Origin of the sequence: Rhizobium sp. BK591 (genome assembly GCF_014195045.1) — a bacterium.
Taxonomy (GTDB): domain Bacteria; phylum Pseudomonadota; class Alphaproteobacteria; order Rhizobiales; family Rhizobiaceae; genus Rhizobium; species Rhizobium anhuiense.
Genome location: NZ_JACIAZ010000002.1, coordinates 835,645 through 849,076 on the forward strand (window position 1 = coordinate 835,645; position 13,432 = coordinate 849,076).

Annotated in this window: 15 protein-coding genes; 10 read left to right on the plus strand and 5 right to left on the minus strand. The window is 61.4% G+C overall.

What is annotated here, in order from left to right:
• Window position 1 precedes the first annotated feature (1 nt).
• Window positions 2-799 carry an ABC transporter ATP-binding protein gene (locus FHX10_RS11070; RefSeq protein ID WP_025570514.1) on the plus strand — a complete coding sequence of 266 codons (798 nt, stop codon included), beginning with the start codon at window positions 2-4 and terminating at the stop codon, window positions 797-799.
• Window positions 800-886: 87 nt separating this feature from the next.
• On the opposite strand, the gene FHX10_RS11075 is transcribed toward FHX10_RS11070, so the two are convergent.
• A complete protein-coding gene (locus tag FHX10_RS11075; RefSeq protein ID WP_025570068.1) occupies window positions 887-1,561 on the minus strand; it encodes a GntR family transcriptional regulator in 675 nt (224 codons plus the stop codon).
• Between the two features lie 339 nt (window positions 1,562-1,900).
• Between FHX10_RS11075 and FHX10_RS11080 the strand changes: the two genes are divergently transcribed.
• The 8 genes from FHX10_RS11080 to FHX10_RS11115 are packed head-to-tail and all read left to right on the plus strand — an operon-like array spanning window position 1,901 to window position 9,405.
• Window positions 1,901-3,028, plus strand: a complete 1,128-nt coding sequence (locus FHX10_RS11080) for a BMP family ABC transporter substrate-binding protein (protein WP_025570118.1) — start codon at window positions 1,901-1,903, stop codon at window positions 3,026-3,028.
• A 20-nt stretch (window positions 3,029-3,048) separates the two neighbouring features.
• Window positions 3,049-4,176 carry an ABC transporter permease gene (locus FHX10_RS11085; RefSeq protein WP_097622433.1) on the plus strand — a complete coding sequence of 376 codons (1,128 nt, stop codon included), beginning with the start codon at window positions 3,049-3,051 and terminating at the stop codon, window positions 4,174-4,176.
• On the plus strand, window positions 4,176-5,102 hold the full coding sequence (locus FHX10_RS11090; RefSeq protein WP_025570114.1) for an ABC transporter permease: 927 nt from the start codon (window positions 4,176-4,178) through the stop codon (window positions 5,100-5,102). Before FHX10_RS11085 ends, FHX10_RS11090 begins: the two co-directional genes overlap by 1 nt.
• Window positions 5,103-5,114: 12 nt before the next feature.
• The gene (locus FHX10_RS11095) at window positions 5,115-6,131 is read left to right on the plus strand and encodes a formamidase (RefSeq protein WP_097622434.1); all 1,017 of its coding nucleotides are present in this window, start codon (window positions 5,115-5,117) and stop codon (window positions 6,129-6,131) included.
• An 11-nt stretch (window positions 6,132-6,142) separates the two neighbouring features.
• Complete coding sequence (locus FHX10_RS11100; RefSeq protein WP_025570110.1) at window positions 6,143-6,844, plus strand: cysteine hydrolase family protein; 702 nt, start codon at window positions 6,143-6,145, stop codon at window positions 6,842-6,844.
• Complete coding sequence (locus FHX10_RS11105; protein ID WP_097622435.1) at window positions 6,841-8,391, plus strand: ABC transporter ATP-binding protein; 1,551 nt, start codon at window positions 6,841-6,843, stop codon at window positions 8,389-8,391. Before FHX10_RS11100 ends, FHX10_RS11105 begins: the two co-directional genes overlap by 4 nt.
• Window positions 8,391-9,059 carry a cysteine hydrolase family protein gene (locus FHX10_RS11110; protein WP_025570106.1) on the plus strand — a complete coding sequence of 223 codons (669 nt, stop codon included), beginning with the start codon at window positions 8,391-8,393 and terminating at the stop codon, window positions 9,057-9,059. Before FHX10_RS11105 ends, FHX10_RS11110 begins: the two co-directional genes overlap by 1 nt.
• A complete protein-coding gene (locus tag FHX10_RS11115) occupies window positions 9,052-9,405 on the plus strand; it encodes a cupin domain-containing protein (protein WP_097596054.1) in 354 nt (117 codons plus the stop codon). The genes FHX10_RS11110 and FHX10_RS11115 overlap by 8 nt, the downstream gene beginning before the upstream one ends.
• A 51-nt stretch (window positions 9,406-9,456) precedes the next feature.
• On the opposite strand, the gene FHX10_RS11120 is transcribed toward FHX10_RS11115, so the two are convergent.
• The 4 genes from FHX10_RS11120 to FHX10_RS11135 form a co-directional block, all read right to left on the minus strand.
• Window positions 9,457-10,248: an amino acid ABC transporter ATP-binding protein gene (locus FHX10_RS11120; protein WP_025570103.1), complete on the minus strand. Its 792-nt coding sequence runs from the start codon at window positions 10,246-10,248 to the stop codon at window positions 9,457-9,459.
• Complete coding sequence (locus FHX10_RS11125; protein ID WP_025570102.1) at window positions 10,245-10,913, minus strand: amino acid ABC transporter permease; 669 nt, start codon at window positions 10,911-10,913, stop codon at window positions 10,245-10,247. The genes FHX10_RS11120 and FHX10_RS11125 overlap by 4 nt, the downstream gene beginning before the upstream one ends.
• Window positions 10,910-11,551 carry an amino acid ABC transporter permease gene (locus FHX10_RS11130; RefSeq protein ID WP_025570101.1) on the minus strand — a complete coding sequence of 214 codons (642 nt, stop codon included), beginning with the start codon at window positions 11,549-11,551 and terminating at the stop codon, window positions 10,910-10,912. Before FHX10_RS11130 ends, FHX10_RS11125 begins: the two co-directional genes overlap by 4 nt.
• A gap of 96 nt (window positions 11,552-11,647) precedes the next feature.
• The gene (locus tag FHX10_RS11135; RefSeq protein WP_025570099.1) at window positions 11,648-12,475 is read right to left on the minus strand and encodes a transporter substrate-binding domain-containing protein; all 828 of its coding nucleotides are present in this window, start codon (window positions 12,473-12,475) and stop codon (window positions 11,648-11,650) included.
• A 234-nt stretch (window positions 12,476-12,709) separates the two neighbouring features.
• On the opposite strand from FHX10_RS11135, the gene FHX10_RS11140 reads away from it, so the two are divergent.
• On the plus strand, window positions 12,710-13,417 hold the full coding sequence (locus tag FHX10_RS11140; RefSeq protein WP_097622437.1) for a UTRA domain-containing protein: 708 nt from the start codon (window positions 12,710-12,712) through the stop codon (window positions 13,415-13,417).
• Window positions 13,418-13,432 lie beyond the last annotated feature (15 nt).

The following is a 13,432-nucleotide window of genomic DNA, read 5'->3' on the forward strand; positions in this document are numbered from 1 at the left end:
TATGAACGCCTATCTCAAACTCGACCATATCGACAAACATTTCGATCGGGGCGGCGTGCGCGCCGAGGTGCTGAAGGACATCAACCTGACGATTTCCGAGGGTGAATTCGTCTCGATCATCGGCCATTCCGGCTGCGGCAAGTCTACCCTGCTCAACCTGATTGCCGGCCTGACTCCGGTATCCGCAGGCGCCGTGCTGCTTGAAAACCGCGAGGTCAACGAACCGGGTCCGGAACGCGCCGTCGTCTTCCAGAACCATTCGCTGCTGCCCTGGCTGACGGTCTACGAGAACGTCAATCTCGCCGTCACCAAGGTCTTCAGCCGAACAAAGACCAAGGCCGAGCGGCACGACTGGGTCATGGCCAACCTCGACCTCGTGCAGATGGCGCATGCCAGGGATAAGCGGCCTTCGGAAATATCAGGGGGCATGAAACAGCGCGTCGGCATTGCCCGCGCGCTGTCAATGGAGCCGAAGATCCTGTTGCTGGACGAGCCTTTCGGCGCGCTCGACGCGCTGACCCGCGCCCATCTTCAGGACGCGGTGATGGAAATCCACGCCCGGCTTGGCAATACGATGGTGATGATCACCCATGACGTCGACGAAGCGGTATTGTTGTCCGATCGCATCGTCATGATGACCAATGGCCCGGCGGCCCGGATCGGTGAAGTGCTCGATGTGACCATGTCTCGTCCGCGCCATCGCATCGAACTCGCCTCCGACCGGACATATCTCAAATGCCGCGAGGCCGTGCTGAAGTTCCTCTACGAACGCCACCGTTTCGTCGAAGCCGCGGAGTAGACGCCGCGAAACAACTGGAGCGTTTGGTTGTCGGAGCCCTTTGTCTTGTAGCGGGGGCGGCGCTTGATTTCGGGCGCCGCGTCCTCTCTACTCCCCGGCCGTTGCAAATACCGCGCTGGCATCGCTGACAATTTCCACATGGGAATAGGCCGCCTGCCCCGCGGCCGCGGCGTCCGCGCGCATGATCGCGGTCACGATCCGGCCGTGCTCCTCATAGGATTTTGCCAAGCGCCCCGGCAAACGGAACTGTGCCCGTCGAAAAGGTGCCAGCCGCGCCCTGGTCTGCGTCACCATCTCGAAGACATGATCATTATGCGCACCTCGATAAAGCCGGGTGTGGAATTCGGTATTGTGAGCCGAATATTCCTCTTCGGCGCCGGCATGCACCAGCCTCACCGATGCCCGATGCTCCAACTCCAGCGCGCGCCGCTCATCGACCGTCATGCGCTCGGCCGACAGCCTGGCGCAGATTGCTTCAAGCTCCGCCATCGCCTCGAACATCGAATGCAGATAGGCCTCGGTGACATTGGTCACGAGGGCACTGCGGTTTGGCTCGCGGACGACCAATCCCATGGCGCCCAGCTCACGCAAGGCCTCGCGTACCGGCGTGCGCGAAACCTCGAAACGAACCGCGAGCGACACCTCGTCCAACTTCGCGCCCGGCAGGATTTCACCTGTGACGATCATGTCGGAAATCGCCCGCACCATCTGTTCGACGGTGGTTCCGGTGCGGATCACTTCTCTGCGCCTAGTCTGCTTCACAATACGAATCTGCTCACATCAACACTCTGCATACAGATGCCGTCCGAGACTCGATAAGTCAAATTGAGCAGGGAAGATATTGTTAAATTTTCGCTTTCTGATGAATAAGAGAGCTTGGCCTGCGCGAAGTATCAGCAATCACGCAGTCACGATGACCAAGAAATACCTGTTGATTACTTTTTGCGCAAGAAATCGATCAATCTGCATGCACTTTTCGGAGTGTGCATTTTGCAGAAACAAATAAATTATAAAAAACAATAGATTGATTTCTGGCACGCACATTGCATGCACTTTTCTGTACCCGTTCGAAACCGGCCCAGCGCCGCAAGGAGCATTCCGATGACCAAACTCCTTTCCATGAACCGCCGCAATTTCCTTCAGGCTTCCGCCGCCGGTGCGCTCGCCGGCGCCATGCCGGGCCTGATCGGCTCGCCAGCCGCAGCCCAGACCGCGCTGACCGTCGGCTTCATCTATGTCGGCCCCAAAGACGACTACGGCTACAACCAGGCGCATGCGGAAGGTGCCGCCGTGGTCAAGGCGCTGCCGGGCGTGACGCTGGTCGAAGAAGAGAATGTGCCGGAAACCGTCGATGTCCAGAAGACCATGGAGTCGATGATCAATCTCGACGGTGCGACCCTGCTCTTTCCGACCTCCTTCGGCTATTTCGATCCCCACATGCTGGCCATGGCCGCCAAATATCCCGATATCCAGTTCCGCCATTGCGGCGGCCTCTGGCAGGAAGGCAAGAACCCCGCCAATACCGGCTCCTATTTCGGCTATATCTTCCAGGGCCAGTATCTGAACGGCATCGCCGCCGGTCATGCGACGAAAAGCAAAAAGATCGGCTTCGTCGCCGCTAAGCCGATCCCGCAAGTTCTGCAGAACATCAACGCCTTCCTGCTTGGCGCGCGCACGGTCGATCCCGCTATCACCTGCCAGGTGATCTTCACCGGTGAATGGTCGCTCGCCGTCAAGGAAGCCGAAGCCACCAATGCGCTGGTCGATCAGGGCGCCGACGTCATCACCTGCCACGTCGACAGCCCCAAAGTGGTCGTCGAGACGGCGGCCGGCCGCGGCGCCTTCGTCTGCGGCTATCACGCCAATCAGAGCCCACTTGCTCCCGAAAAATACCTCACCGGCGCCGAATGGGCCTGGGGCAACGTCTACAGCGATTTCGTCAAGAAGGCGCAGGCCGGCGAAAAGCTCGGCAACTTCGTGCGCGGCGGCCTGAAGGACGGCTTCGTGAAGATGAGCGCGCTTGGCCCCGCCGTGTCGGCGGAGGGCCGCAAGGCTTTCGAAGCCACGCAGGCGGAGATGATGAAGGGCGGCTTCTCGGTCTTCAAGGGCCCGTTGAAGGACAATAAGGGCGACACCGTCGTGGCTGCCGACAAGAGCTACGCCGAAGATGCGATCGAGCTCGAGAGCATGAATTACCTGGTTGAGGGCGTCGTCGGGTCCACGGCGTAAACCGCGAAGGGAGAAGCGCCATGACCATCGAGGCCAATGATCCCGCACTCGCCATCGCGGAAAAACCGGCTTCGCTGCGCCCCGTCCTCGAATGGATCGCGCGGCGAGCCGAACCTGTCGTCATCGGCCTTGCGGCCATACTGATCGGTCTTGCGCTCTTCTCCCTCTTCATCCTGGCGGTCGGCAAGTCGCCGGTCACCCTCTTCCAACTGATGTATACCGGCGGCTTCGGCAGCTGGTTTTCGGTGCAGAACAGCTTAAGCCGCGCCGCACCCCTTCTCCTGACGGCGCTCTGCGTCGCCCTGCCCGCCCGTCTCGGCCTCGTCATCATCGGCGGGGAAGGAGCGGTCGTGCTGGGCGGCGTTGCGGCCGCAGCCATGGCTCTGCCGCTTGCCGGCACCGCGCCTGTCTTCCTCACCCTCATTCTGATGGCGATCGCCGCCATGTTGGTCGGCGGCATCTGGATCGGCCTTGCCGGTTTCCTGCGCCACTACCGCGGCGTCAACGAAACCATCTCGTCGCTGCTGCTATCCTATATCGCCATTGCCCTGATGAACCAGTTCGTCGAAGGGATGCTCCGCGATCCTGCAAGCCTCAACAAGCCGTCGACCAGGCCGTTGCCGGCGGACTATATGCTCGGCAAGATTCCCGGCATGGACGTGCATTGGGGTCTCGTCATCGGCATCCTCGCCTGCATTGTGTCCTGGATAGTGATCGAGGCGACGAGCTACGGTTTTGCCGCCCGCATCGCCGGCGGCAACGTGCGCGCCGCCCAGATCCAGGGACTTCCTGTGGGCAAACTGATCGCGGGATTTACCGCACTTGCCGGCAGCTTTGCCGGTCTGGCGGGCATGATTGAAGTGGCGGCGGTGCAGGGAAGCGCCAACGCCTCGCTTGCCGCCGGCTACGGTTATACCGGCATCCTCGTCGCCTTCCTCGCCAGGCACAATCCGCTGGCGATCATTCCGGTCGCGATCCTGCTCGGCGGCATCGACGCCTCGGGCGGCCTCATCCAGCGGCGCATGGGCCTGCCGGATGCGACGGTTCTGGTGCTGCAGGGGACGCTCTTCATCGTCATTCTCTTCTGCGAGACCTTCTACGGCCGCTTCAAGATCTTCAATCCCGACCTCTGGAAAAGGAGCCTCTGATGGAAGAGACAGGCATCGGCATCTGGGGCGTGCCGCTGGCGATCTTCGCAGGCGCCATCCGCGTGTCCACACCATTCATTTTCGTCAGCCTCGGCGAGACGATCACCGAGCGCTCCGGCCGCATCAATCTCGGCCTGGAAGGCACGCTGGTCTTCGGCGCCATGACGGCCTATGCGGTGGCCGTCATCACCGGCTCGCCGACCCTCGGCGTGCTCGCCGCCATGGCGGCGGGCGCAGTCTTCGGCCTCATCCACGGCTGGATCTGCAAATTCCCGAAGGTCAACGACATCGCCATCGGCATCGCGATGATGCAGTTCGGTCTCGGCATGGCGTTTTTCCTCGGCAAATCCTTCATCCAGCCGGTGGCGCCGAAACTGCCCTCGATTGCGCTCGGCGGCTGGTCGAGCACTCCGCAGATCCAGGCGGCACTCAATATCAACGTGCTGTTCTTCATCGGCGCAGCGCTGGCTCTCTTCCTGTTCTGGGCCTTCAAGAACACTCGCATCGGCCTGATCCTGCGCGTTGTCGGCGACAGCACCGACGCGGCCCGAGCCATGGGCATCGACCCGGACCGGGTTCGCCTGCTGGCGACCGCCGCTGGCGGCTCGCTGGCGGCGATCGGCGGCGCCTATCTGTCGCTCTACTATCCGGGCTCGTGGAACGAAGGCATCTCGTCGGGTCAGGGCCTGATGGCCGTGGCGCTCGTGATCTTTGCCCGCTGGAACCCGATCGGCTGCTTTCTCGCTGCCCTGCTTTTCGGCGGCGCCGGCGCGCTCGGCCCGGCGCTGCAATCGGTCGGCGTCACGCAAGGCTACTACCTCTTCTACGCGGCACCTTACGTGCTTACCCTCATCATCCTGATCGCCACGTCCTCGCCCACCCGCTCGCTCGCCGGTGCGCCGGGTGCGCTGTCGCTTACGAAATAACGGAGCTTGCCGATGAACGGACTTGGCGGCCTCAACAAATCCGAACACGGTGTGGGTATCGGCCTGGTACAACTCCAGCTGCCGGTGACGGTCACCAAAGCGGATCTGGCAAAACAGACGCAGGTGATCGTCGATCTGGTGGCCAAAGCGCGGCGCAACCAGCCGGGCATGGACCTCGTCGTCTTTCCCGAATATGCGCTGCACGGCCTCTCCATGGACATCAATCCGGAGATCATGTGCACGCTCGACGGGCCGGAGGTCGCGGCCTTCAGGAAGGCTTGCAGGGACAATGCGATCTGGGGCTGCTTCTCGATCATGGAGCTGAACCCTGGCGGCATGCCCTACAATTCCGGCATCGTCATCGACGATCAAGGCGAGTTGAAGCTCTATTACCGCAAGATGCATCCCTGGATCCCCGTCGAGCCCTGGGAGCCCGGCGATCTTGGCATCCCTGTCATCGAAGGCCCGCGAGGCGCCAGGCTCGCACTGATCATCTGCCATGACGGCATGTTCCCGGAGATGGCGCGCGAATGCGCCTATAAGGGCGCCGAAATCATGATCCGCACAGCCGGCTACACGGCGCCGATCCGCGAGGCCTGGCGCTTCACCAACCAGGCCAATGCCTTCTGCAACCTGATGATCACCGCCAATGTCTGTATGTGCGGCTCGGACGGCACGTTCGATTCCATGGGTGAAGGCATGATCTGCAATTTCGACGGCACGATCATCGCCCACGGCACCTCCGGCCGCGTCAACGAGATCATCACCGCCGAGGTGCGTCCTGACCTGGTGCGCGAGGCCCGGCTCGGCTGGGGCGTGGAGAACAATATCTACCAGTTCGGCCATCGCGGTTATGTCGCCGTCGCCGGCGGCGCGCAGGATGCGCCCTACACCTACATGCACGACCTCGTCGCCGGCAAATACCGCCTGCCATGGGAAGACGAGATAAAGGTCAAGGACGGCACGTCCTGCGGATTTGACAAGCCGATGCGCCGCTACGGCGAACCCCTCAAACCTGCCGCGGAATAGGAGAGAGAATGATGGACGCGATGGTCGAAACCGAAGGGCATTTTATCGACGCCGATCCGTATCCGTGGCCCTATAACGGCGCTCTAAGGCCTGATAACACCGCCCTTATCATCATCGACATGCAGACGGATTTCTGCGGCAAGGGCGGCTATGTCGACCATATGGGCTACGACCTGTCGCTGGTGCAGGCGCCGATCGAACCGATCAAACGCGTGCTTGCCGCTATGCGGGCCAAGGGCTACCACATTATCCACACCCGCGAGGGCCATCGTCCCGACCTCGCCGATCTGCCGGCCAACAAACGCTGGCGCTCGCAGCGGATCGGCGCCGGTATCGGCGATCCCGGCCCCTGCGGCCGCATCCTGACGCGGGGCGAACCCGGCTGGGACATCATCCCCGAACTCTACCCGGTCGAAGGCGAGACGATCATCGACAAGCCCGGCAAGGGTTCGTTCTGCGCCACCGACCTCGAACTCATCCTCAACCGGAAGCGCATCGAGAACATCATCCTCACCGGCATCACCACCGATGTCTGCGTCTCGACGACGATGCGCGAGGCGAACGACCGCGGCTACGAATGCCTGCTGCTGGAGGACTGCTGCGGCGCGACCGACTACGGAAACCACCTCGCCGCCATCAAGATGGTGAAGATGCAGGGCGGCGTCTTCGGCGCCGTCTCCAATTCCGAAACCTTTGTGAGCCAGCTGCCATGAGCACCGTTCGCGACACGCCCCTCCCCAAGGCCGGCAAGGCGGTCGGTATCGATACGCTCGGGATGACCATGCGCTTCGGTTCGTTCACCGCGCTCGACAACGTCTCGATGGCCGTTCCGGCCGGCTCTTTCCACGCCCTTCTCGGCGAAAACGGCGCCGGCAAGTCGACACTGGTCAAATGCATCATGGGTTTCTATCACGCGACCTCAGGTTCGCTGTCGGTCGACGGCCGCGAGGTGGCGGTCGCCTCCCCCAAGGATGCCGCAGCCTATGGGCTCGGCATGGTCTACCAGCATTTCACCCTGGTTCCCTCTCTGACTGGCGCGGAAAACCTGGTCATCAGCCGCACCGAAGTCCCCGCGGTGATCAACTGGGCCAAGGAGCGCAAGGACCTGGCGGGTTTCATGGAGCGCATGCCGTTCAAGATCCCGCTCGACAGGCCGGTAAGTGAACTTGCCGCCGGCGAAAAACAGAAGCTCGAAATCGTCAAGCAGCTCTATCTCGGCCGCTCCTTCCTCGTGCTCGACGAGCCGACTTCGGTGCTGACGCCGGCCGAAGCCGACGAGATGCTCGGCATCGTGCGCGGAATGACCGAGCGCGGCGAACTCACCGTGCTGATGATTTCCCACAAGTTCCACGAGGTGACGAAGTTCGCCGATGCCGTCTCGATCCTGCGGCGCGGCAAGCTGGTCGGCACCGGCAAGGTCGGCGAACTCTCCACCGCCGAGATGGCGGCGATGATGATCGGCGACGTCAAGCTCGCCGAGCTCGACAGCCGCCTGCCGGTGGCCGAAGCGGCAAGACCGGTGCTGACCGTCAGCCAGGTGAAGGCCCCCGATCGCTCCGGCCTGAAGACGATCGAGATCGACGCGCTGACGGTCCGCTCCGGCGAGATCGTTGGCATTGCCGGCATATCGGGCAACGGCCAGAAGGAGCTGACGGAGATTCTCGCCGGCCAGCGCCCGACCGATACCGGTGAGGTCATGGTCAATGGCGAGGCTTACGGCGCCACCCGTGACGAGACCCGCAAGAACAAGGTGCGTTTCATCCCCGAAGAGCCGTTGCAGAATGCCTGCGCGCCCAAGATGAGCGTGAGCGAGAACCTTGCGTTTCGCACCTTCGACTTGAAGCCGGACGGCAAGGACGCGATCTGGCTGAACAGGGGCGGCATGAAGAAGCGCGCCTCGGCGCTGATCTCCGATTTCAAGGTCAAGACCGCCTCTTCCTCCTCGCCGATCGCAGCGCTTTCGGGCGGCAACGTGCAGCGGGCGGTGCTCGCCCGCGAACTGACCGGCGATGTCGATCTGCTGATCGTCTCGAACCCCTGTTTCGGTCTGGATTTCTCGGCCGTTGCCGAAATCCGCGCCCGCATCATGAAGGCACGCAATTTGGGTGCCGCCGTGCTGCTGCTGTCCGAAGACCTCGACGAACTGCTCGAGATGTCCGACCGCATCATGGTCATTTCGGAAGGCAAGCTGGTTTACGAAACACCGGCACGCTCGGCCGATATCGGCGTGATCGGCGCCCACATGGCGGGACATCATTGATGGTGAAGATCAAGGCCGAACCTTTTGCCTTTCCGGTGAAGCACGACGAGCTCGCCCTCATCGTCATCGACATGCAGCGCGATTTCGCCGAGCCCGGCGGTTTCGGTGCAAGCCTCGGCAACGATGTCAGCCGCATCACCAGGATCGTTCCCGATGTCAAACGCCTCATCCAGGGCTTCCGCAATGCCGGCCTGCCTGTGATCCATACGATGGAGTGCCATCGGCCGGACCTTTCCGACCTGCCGCCGGCCAAACGCGACCGCGGCAATCCTGCGCTCAGGATCGGCGACGAAGGCCCGATGGGCCGCATCCTGATCTCGGGCGAGCCCGGCACGGCAATCCTGCCGGAACTCGCGCCCGTGAAGGGCGAAGTCGTCATCGAAAAACCCGGTAAGGGCGCCTTTTACGCCACCGAACTCGGCACCGTGCTGCAGCAGAAGGGTATCAAACAACTCGTCTTTGCCGGCGTTACCACCGAAGTCTGCGTGCAGACGACGATGCGTGAAGCAAACGACCGCGGTTATGAGTGCCTGCTCGCCGAGGAGGCGACGGAAAGCTATTTCCCGGAATTCAAAGCCGCAGCCATCGCCATGATCCGCGCTCAGGGCGCGATCGTCGGCTGGACCGCCCATGTCGACGACATACTGGAAAGCATTATCCATGCCTGACACGACCCGCGAACTGCTGACCTCGGGCGGCTGGAAGGCGCTGGAATTCGGCCCTTTTCGCGACGCGGTCACCATTCACTGGATCCGGCCCTTCGAGGGCGATCAGCCGGGCGTGGCGCTGTTGAAATATGAGCCTGGCGCCTCCGTTCCCCGTCATCGTCACGAGGGGCTCGAGACCATCCTGGTGCTCGATGGCGTTCAATCCGACGAGACGGGCGATTACTCCAGCGGCAGTTATATCGTCAATGCGCCGGGCAGCGAACACTCGGTCTGGAGTGACCCCGGCTGTGTCGTTCTCATCCAGTGGGACCGGCCCGTGAAGATACTCGAAGACGATATTGCCTGAACCCGACGTCGGAATTGGAGGTCTTTCCGACGATCAGGAAGGACATGAACGTCAGAGCAGCATCGAGGCTCCGCGATCGATATAGGTGTCCAGGAACTGTTCGAGCCGGGGGTTTCTCGGCCGTTTGAAGACGTCCTGCGGCGGGCCGGTGAACAGCACCTTGCCGTGATCGAGAAAGACGATCTGCTGGCCGACCGTCGCGGCAAATCCGATCTCGTGGGAAACGACGACCATCGTCATGCCCTCGGCGGCGAGATCGCGCATGACGTTCAGCACTTCGCCGGTCAGCTCGGGATCGAGCGATGAGGTCGGCTCGTCAAACAGCATGATCTTCGGGTTGAGGGCGAGTGCCCGGGCGATGGCGACGCGTTGCTGCTGACCTCCGGAAAGCTGCGACGGATAGTGCCCTGCCCTGGCCTCGAGGCCGACCTTGACGAGCTGGGCCATGGCCCGCTCCTCTGCATCCCTACGGCTCATCTTGTGAACGGTCTTCAGCGCTTCGCTGACATTGCCGAGCGCCGTCATATGCGGCCAGAGATTGAACTGCTGAAAAACCATCCCGATCTGCGATCGTATCCGCCGGTTCGCCGCCGCCGGCACCCGCTCACGGACGCCTTTGGCGTTTTCCGTAAAGCCAAGCACCTCGCCATTGATGGCGATCGTCCCCTTCGTCGATTCCTCGAGAAAGGCCATGCAGCGCAGCAACGTACTCTTGCCGGAGCCGGACGGGCCGATGACGCAGGAAACCTGTCCCTGCACGATATCGAGGTCGATGCCGTGCAACACGGTGGAACCGCCGAACGTCTTGACGAGATTTTTGACTGCGATCGCAGGAACGCTCATATGTTGAAAAACCTGAATCTGGAGAGTTTCGTTTCGGCGAGATGACCGAGCCAGCCGGTGATTTCGACGAGCGCCCAATAGAATAGGGCAAGCACGAAGAGCGCCTCGACGAAGGCATATTGCTGCGAGCCGATCGCACTCAGCGTCGCCGTCAATTCCGGCACGGTGATGATGGACAGCACGGCCGTCTCCTTCATGAGGATGATCGTCATGTTGATCGAAGGCGGCAGCACCAGCATGGTCATCTCCGGCAGCAATATGCGCCGGATGATCTGCCCTTGTGTCAGGCCGACGCACAGGCCGGCCTCGATATGTCCCTTCGGGACGGCGGCAAAACCCGAGCGGAAGATCTCGCTGAAATAAGCCGCGCCGTAGATGGAAAGGCCGATGATGCCGGCCGGGATCGGATCGAGTGACAAGCCGACGAAGGGCCCGCCGTAGTAGACGAGGAATATCTGGATGAGGAAGGGCGTGCCGCGCAGCACCGCAATGACAATGCCGAACGCCTTGTCCGGGATGACGCCGCCAAAACGTCTGGCAACGGCGATAAGGAAGCCGAGCGCAGCAGCGACTGGCGTGGTGACGATCCAGATGAGGAGGGTAAGCCATGCACCGCTGACGATATCGGGCAGGTTGTTGAAAATCACATTGATGTCGAAGGTCATCGCGGCACTCCCGGCAGGGAGCGTTCGATCAGGCCGCCCGCAAGGGCGACGATCCAATTGATGACGAAATAGATCAGCCCTGCGGACGCGAAAATCTCGAGCGGCAGGAAGGTGCTGCCGGCAAGGTCCTGGGCCATGCGCGTCAGCTCGATGACCCCGACGACCGAGACCAGCGACGACGCCTTCAGGATAAGGATCGCTTCGTTGACGAGCGCCGGGAAAGTCAGGCGCAGGGCGATCGGGGCCTTGATCCGGCGGAAGATCTGAACGGGAGTCATGCCGACCATTTCGGCAGACTCGACAAGACCCATGGGAACGCTGGCAAAACCGCCACGCAGATTTTCAGCCTGATAGGCTGCCGTACACAGCGAAAGACCAACGACGGCCGCAACGATACTCGGCACGTTGAGGCCAATCGCCGGCAGCAGGTTATAGATCAGCAGCAGTTGCACCAGCAGCGGCACGCCACGAAAAAAACTGATGAAAATTTGCGCCGGCAGGACGAAGAGCTGCTGTCGCGACAGCAGCATGGCGGAAATAACGATCGCGATCGCAAAGCCGATCAGGATAGAAACCACGCTGATCGTTACCGTGTAGATCGACGCTTGCAGAAGCAGTTCGAAAAGTTTGATGGACATGGGCGGTGTTTGCCTGGCGCTGCGGCCGTGAGCTCTGATGCCACGGCAGATTGCGCCCCGACCATTGGCGGGGCGCGTTCGTTCACCGGTGGCTCATCAGAATGCCGGATCCTTGACAGCATCAGGCGTATCGAAAGACGCACCAAACCACTTCTTCTGCAGCTCCGCCATGCGTCCATCTGCCTTGATCTTGAGCATCGCGGCATCGATCGCATCCATCAGGGGCGCATGATCGGCATCCTTGAGGCCGATAAAGCCGAAATAAGACTTCTTGCCGAATGGCGGCAGAACGACTTCGAACGTGCCCTTTCGCTGGCTGGCGACGAAGGCGATATTCGGTAGCGAATTGGCAACGCCGGCAATACGGCCGGCGGCGAGATCGGCGTAGGATTCGGTAAAGGCGGGATATTCACGCACGTCAACTTTGGTCGGCAGGGTGGCGGAGAACTCCTTCAACTGGTCGAGCTGAGCGGTTGCCTTGCCGACACCGATCGTCTTGCCGGCAATATCCTCCGGCTTGCTGATCGTCGTATCGCCAGCCTTCTTCAAAATGGCAATCGTCGCTTCGGCGATCGGCGGCGTGAAGCGATAGCGCTCCAAGCGCTTCTTGGTAATTGTTGCAGGACCTGCGACGACATCGAATTTGCCGGCCTCGAGCGCGGGGAAGACACCGTCCCAGGGAAGGGCGACCCACTCGATCTTGACGCCGAGTTCCTTGCCGATCTCGGCAAAGAGGTCGACGTTCAAGCCCGTATGTTCCCCGGCATCGATATAATCGAACGGGGCAAAAGCTGTTTCGGTGCCAACCTTGAGGGTGCCGGCTGCCTTGACGGCCGCAAGCGTGTCGGCTGCGTGGGCGGAAACGGCTGCTCCGATGAGGAACGCAGCGCCGACCAGACCCTTCAGCAGTGAATTTGCCTTCATGATCATCTCTCCAGTTTTCATTCCCCCGGTGGAGGAGTTTTGGTTCTCGACTTCGATTTCCTCTGCGCGGATTTCTATGCTCCGCTTTTGACTATACAAATAGATATAGGCGGGCCTAGAGTGTCAATGTAAAAGACGAGGAACGCAAAATTTGTGCCGGGCGGCAGCGATCTGCACCGGCGCGACCCGACCGTTCCGGAACTTATGATCGTTGACGCCGGATGAGGTGCGGACTTGGTATCGATTTACCAGCGTATTTTTACGGATATCGAGACGAAGATCATCAGCGGCATTTGGCGGCCGGGTGACTGCATTCCCGTCGAGCGCGAACTCGTGGCGCAATATCAATGCTCGCGCATGACGGTCAGCAAGGCGCTGTCGGCGCTGGCCGAGCGCGGCATGATCGTCAGAAGGCGCAAGACCGGTTCGTTCGTCGCCTCCCCCCAGATCGACCGCACGGTGATGGATATCCAGGATATCAGCACCGAGGCGGAACTGGCCGGGCACGAACACCACTTCGAAATCCTCGCCCGCAAGATCGAGCGCCTCGGAGAGGTGGAAGCGCAGCAGCTGTCGGAAGCTGCCGATGCAGAAGTCCTCAGGCTTCAATGCCTGCATATCGTCGACGGCAGACCGAATGCCATCGAGCGGCGCATCATCATGCTTGATGCCGTCCCGCGGGCGAGAGAAGAAAGCTTTGCCTCGACTCCCCCCGGCAAATGGCTGCTGCAGGAGGTTCCCTGGTCCAAGGCCAAACATGTCATTCGTGCCGTTTCGGCCGATAGTGCGACCGCCCGAATCCTGCAGACAGAGAAAGGCGAGGCCTGCCTTAGCCTCGTCCGCCAGACCTGGCAGAATGGCCGCACGGTGACTTATGTCGAGTTTGTCCATCCAGGCGACCGGTTCCAGTTTGCGGGGACCTTTCATCCGATGGCAAATTGAGTGGCGCAAATCACG

Coding starts and splice junctions, on each gene's coding strand:
- FHX10_RS11070 (WP_025570514.1), top strand. CDS start 2: ATGAACGCCTATCTCAAACTCGACCATATCGACAAACATTTCGATCGG.
- FHX10_RS11080 (WP_025570118.1), top strand. CDS start 1,901: ATGACCAAACTCCTTTCCATGAACCGCCGCAATTTCCTTCAGGCTTCC.
- FHX10_RS11085 (WP_097622433.1), top strand. CDS start 3,049: ATGACCATCGAGGCCAATGATCCCGCACTCGCCATCGCGGAAAAACCG.
- FHX10_RS11090 (WP_025570114.1), top strand. CDS start 4,176: ATGGAAGAGACAGGCATCGGCATCTGGGGCGTGCCGCTGGCGATCTTC.
- FHX10_RS11095 (WP_097622434.1), top strand. CDS start 5,115: ATGAACGGACTTGGCGGCCTCAACAAATCCGAACACGGTGTGGGTATC.
- FHX10_RS11100 (WP_025570110.1), top strand. CDS start 6,143: ATGGACGCGATGGTCGAAACCGAAGGGCATTTTATCGACGCCGATCCG.
- FHX10_RS11105 (WP_097622435.1), top strand. CDS start 6,841: ATGAGCACCGTTCGCGACACGCCCCTCCCCAAGGCCGGCAAGGCGGTC.
- FHX10_RS11110 (WP_025570106.1), top strand. CDS start 8,391: ATGGTGAAGATCAAGGCCGAACCTTTTGCCTTTCCGGTGAAGCACGAC.
- FHX10_RS11115 (WP_097596054.1), top strand. CDS start 9,052: ATGCCTGACACGACCCGCGAACTGCTGACCTCGGGCGGCTGGAAGGCG.
- FHX10_RS11120 (WP_025570103.1), bottom strand. CDS start 10,248: ATGAGCGTTCCTGCGATCGCAGTCAAAAATCTCGTCAAGACGTTCGGC.
- FHX10_RS11125 (WP_025570102.1), bottom strand. CDS start 10,913: ATGACCTTCGACATCAATGTGATTTTCAACAACCTGCCCGATATCGTC.
- FHX10_RS11130 (WP_025570101.1), bottom strand. CDS start 11,551: ATGTCCATCAAACTTTTCGAACTGCTTCTGCAAGCGTCGATCTACACG.
- FHX10_RS11135 (WP_025570099.1), bottom strand. CDS start 12,475: ATGAAGGCAAATTCACTGCTGAAGGGTCTGGTCGGCGCTGCGTTCCTC.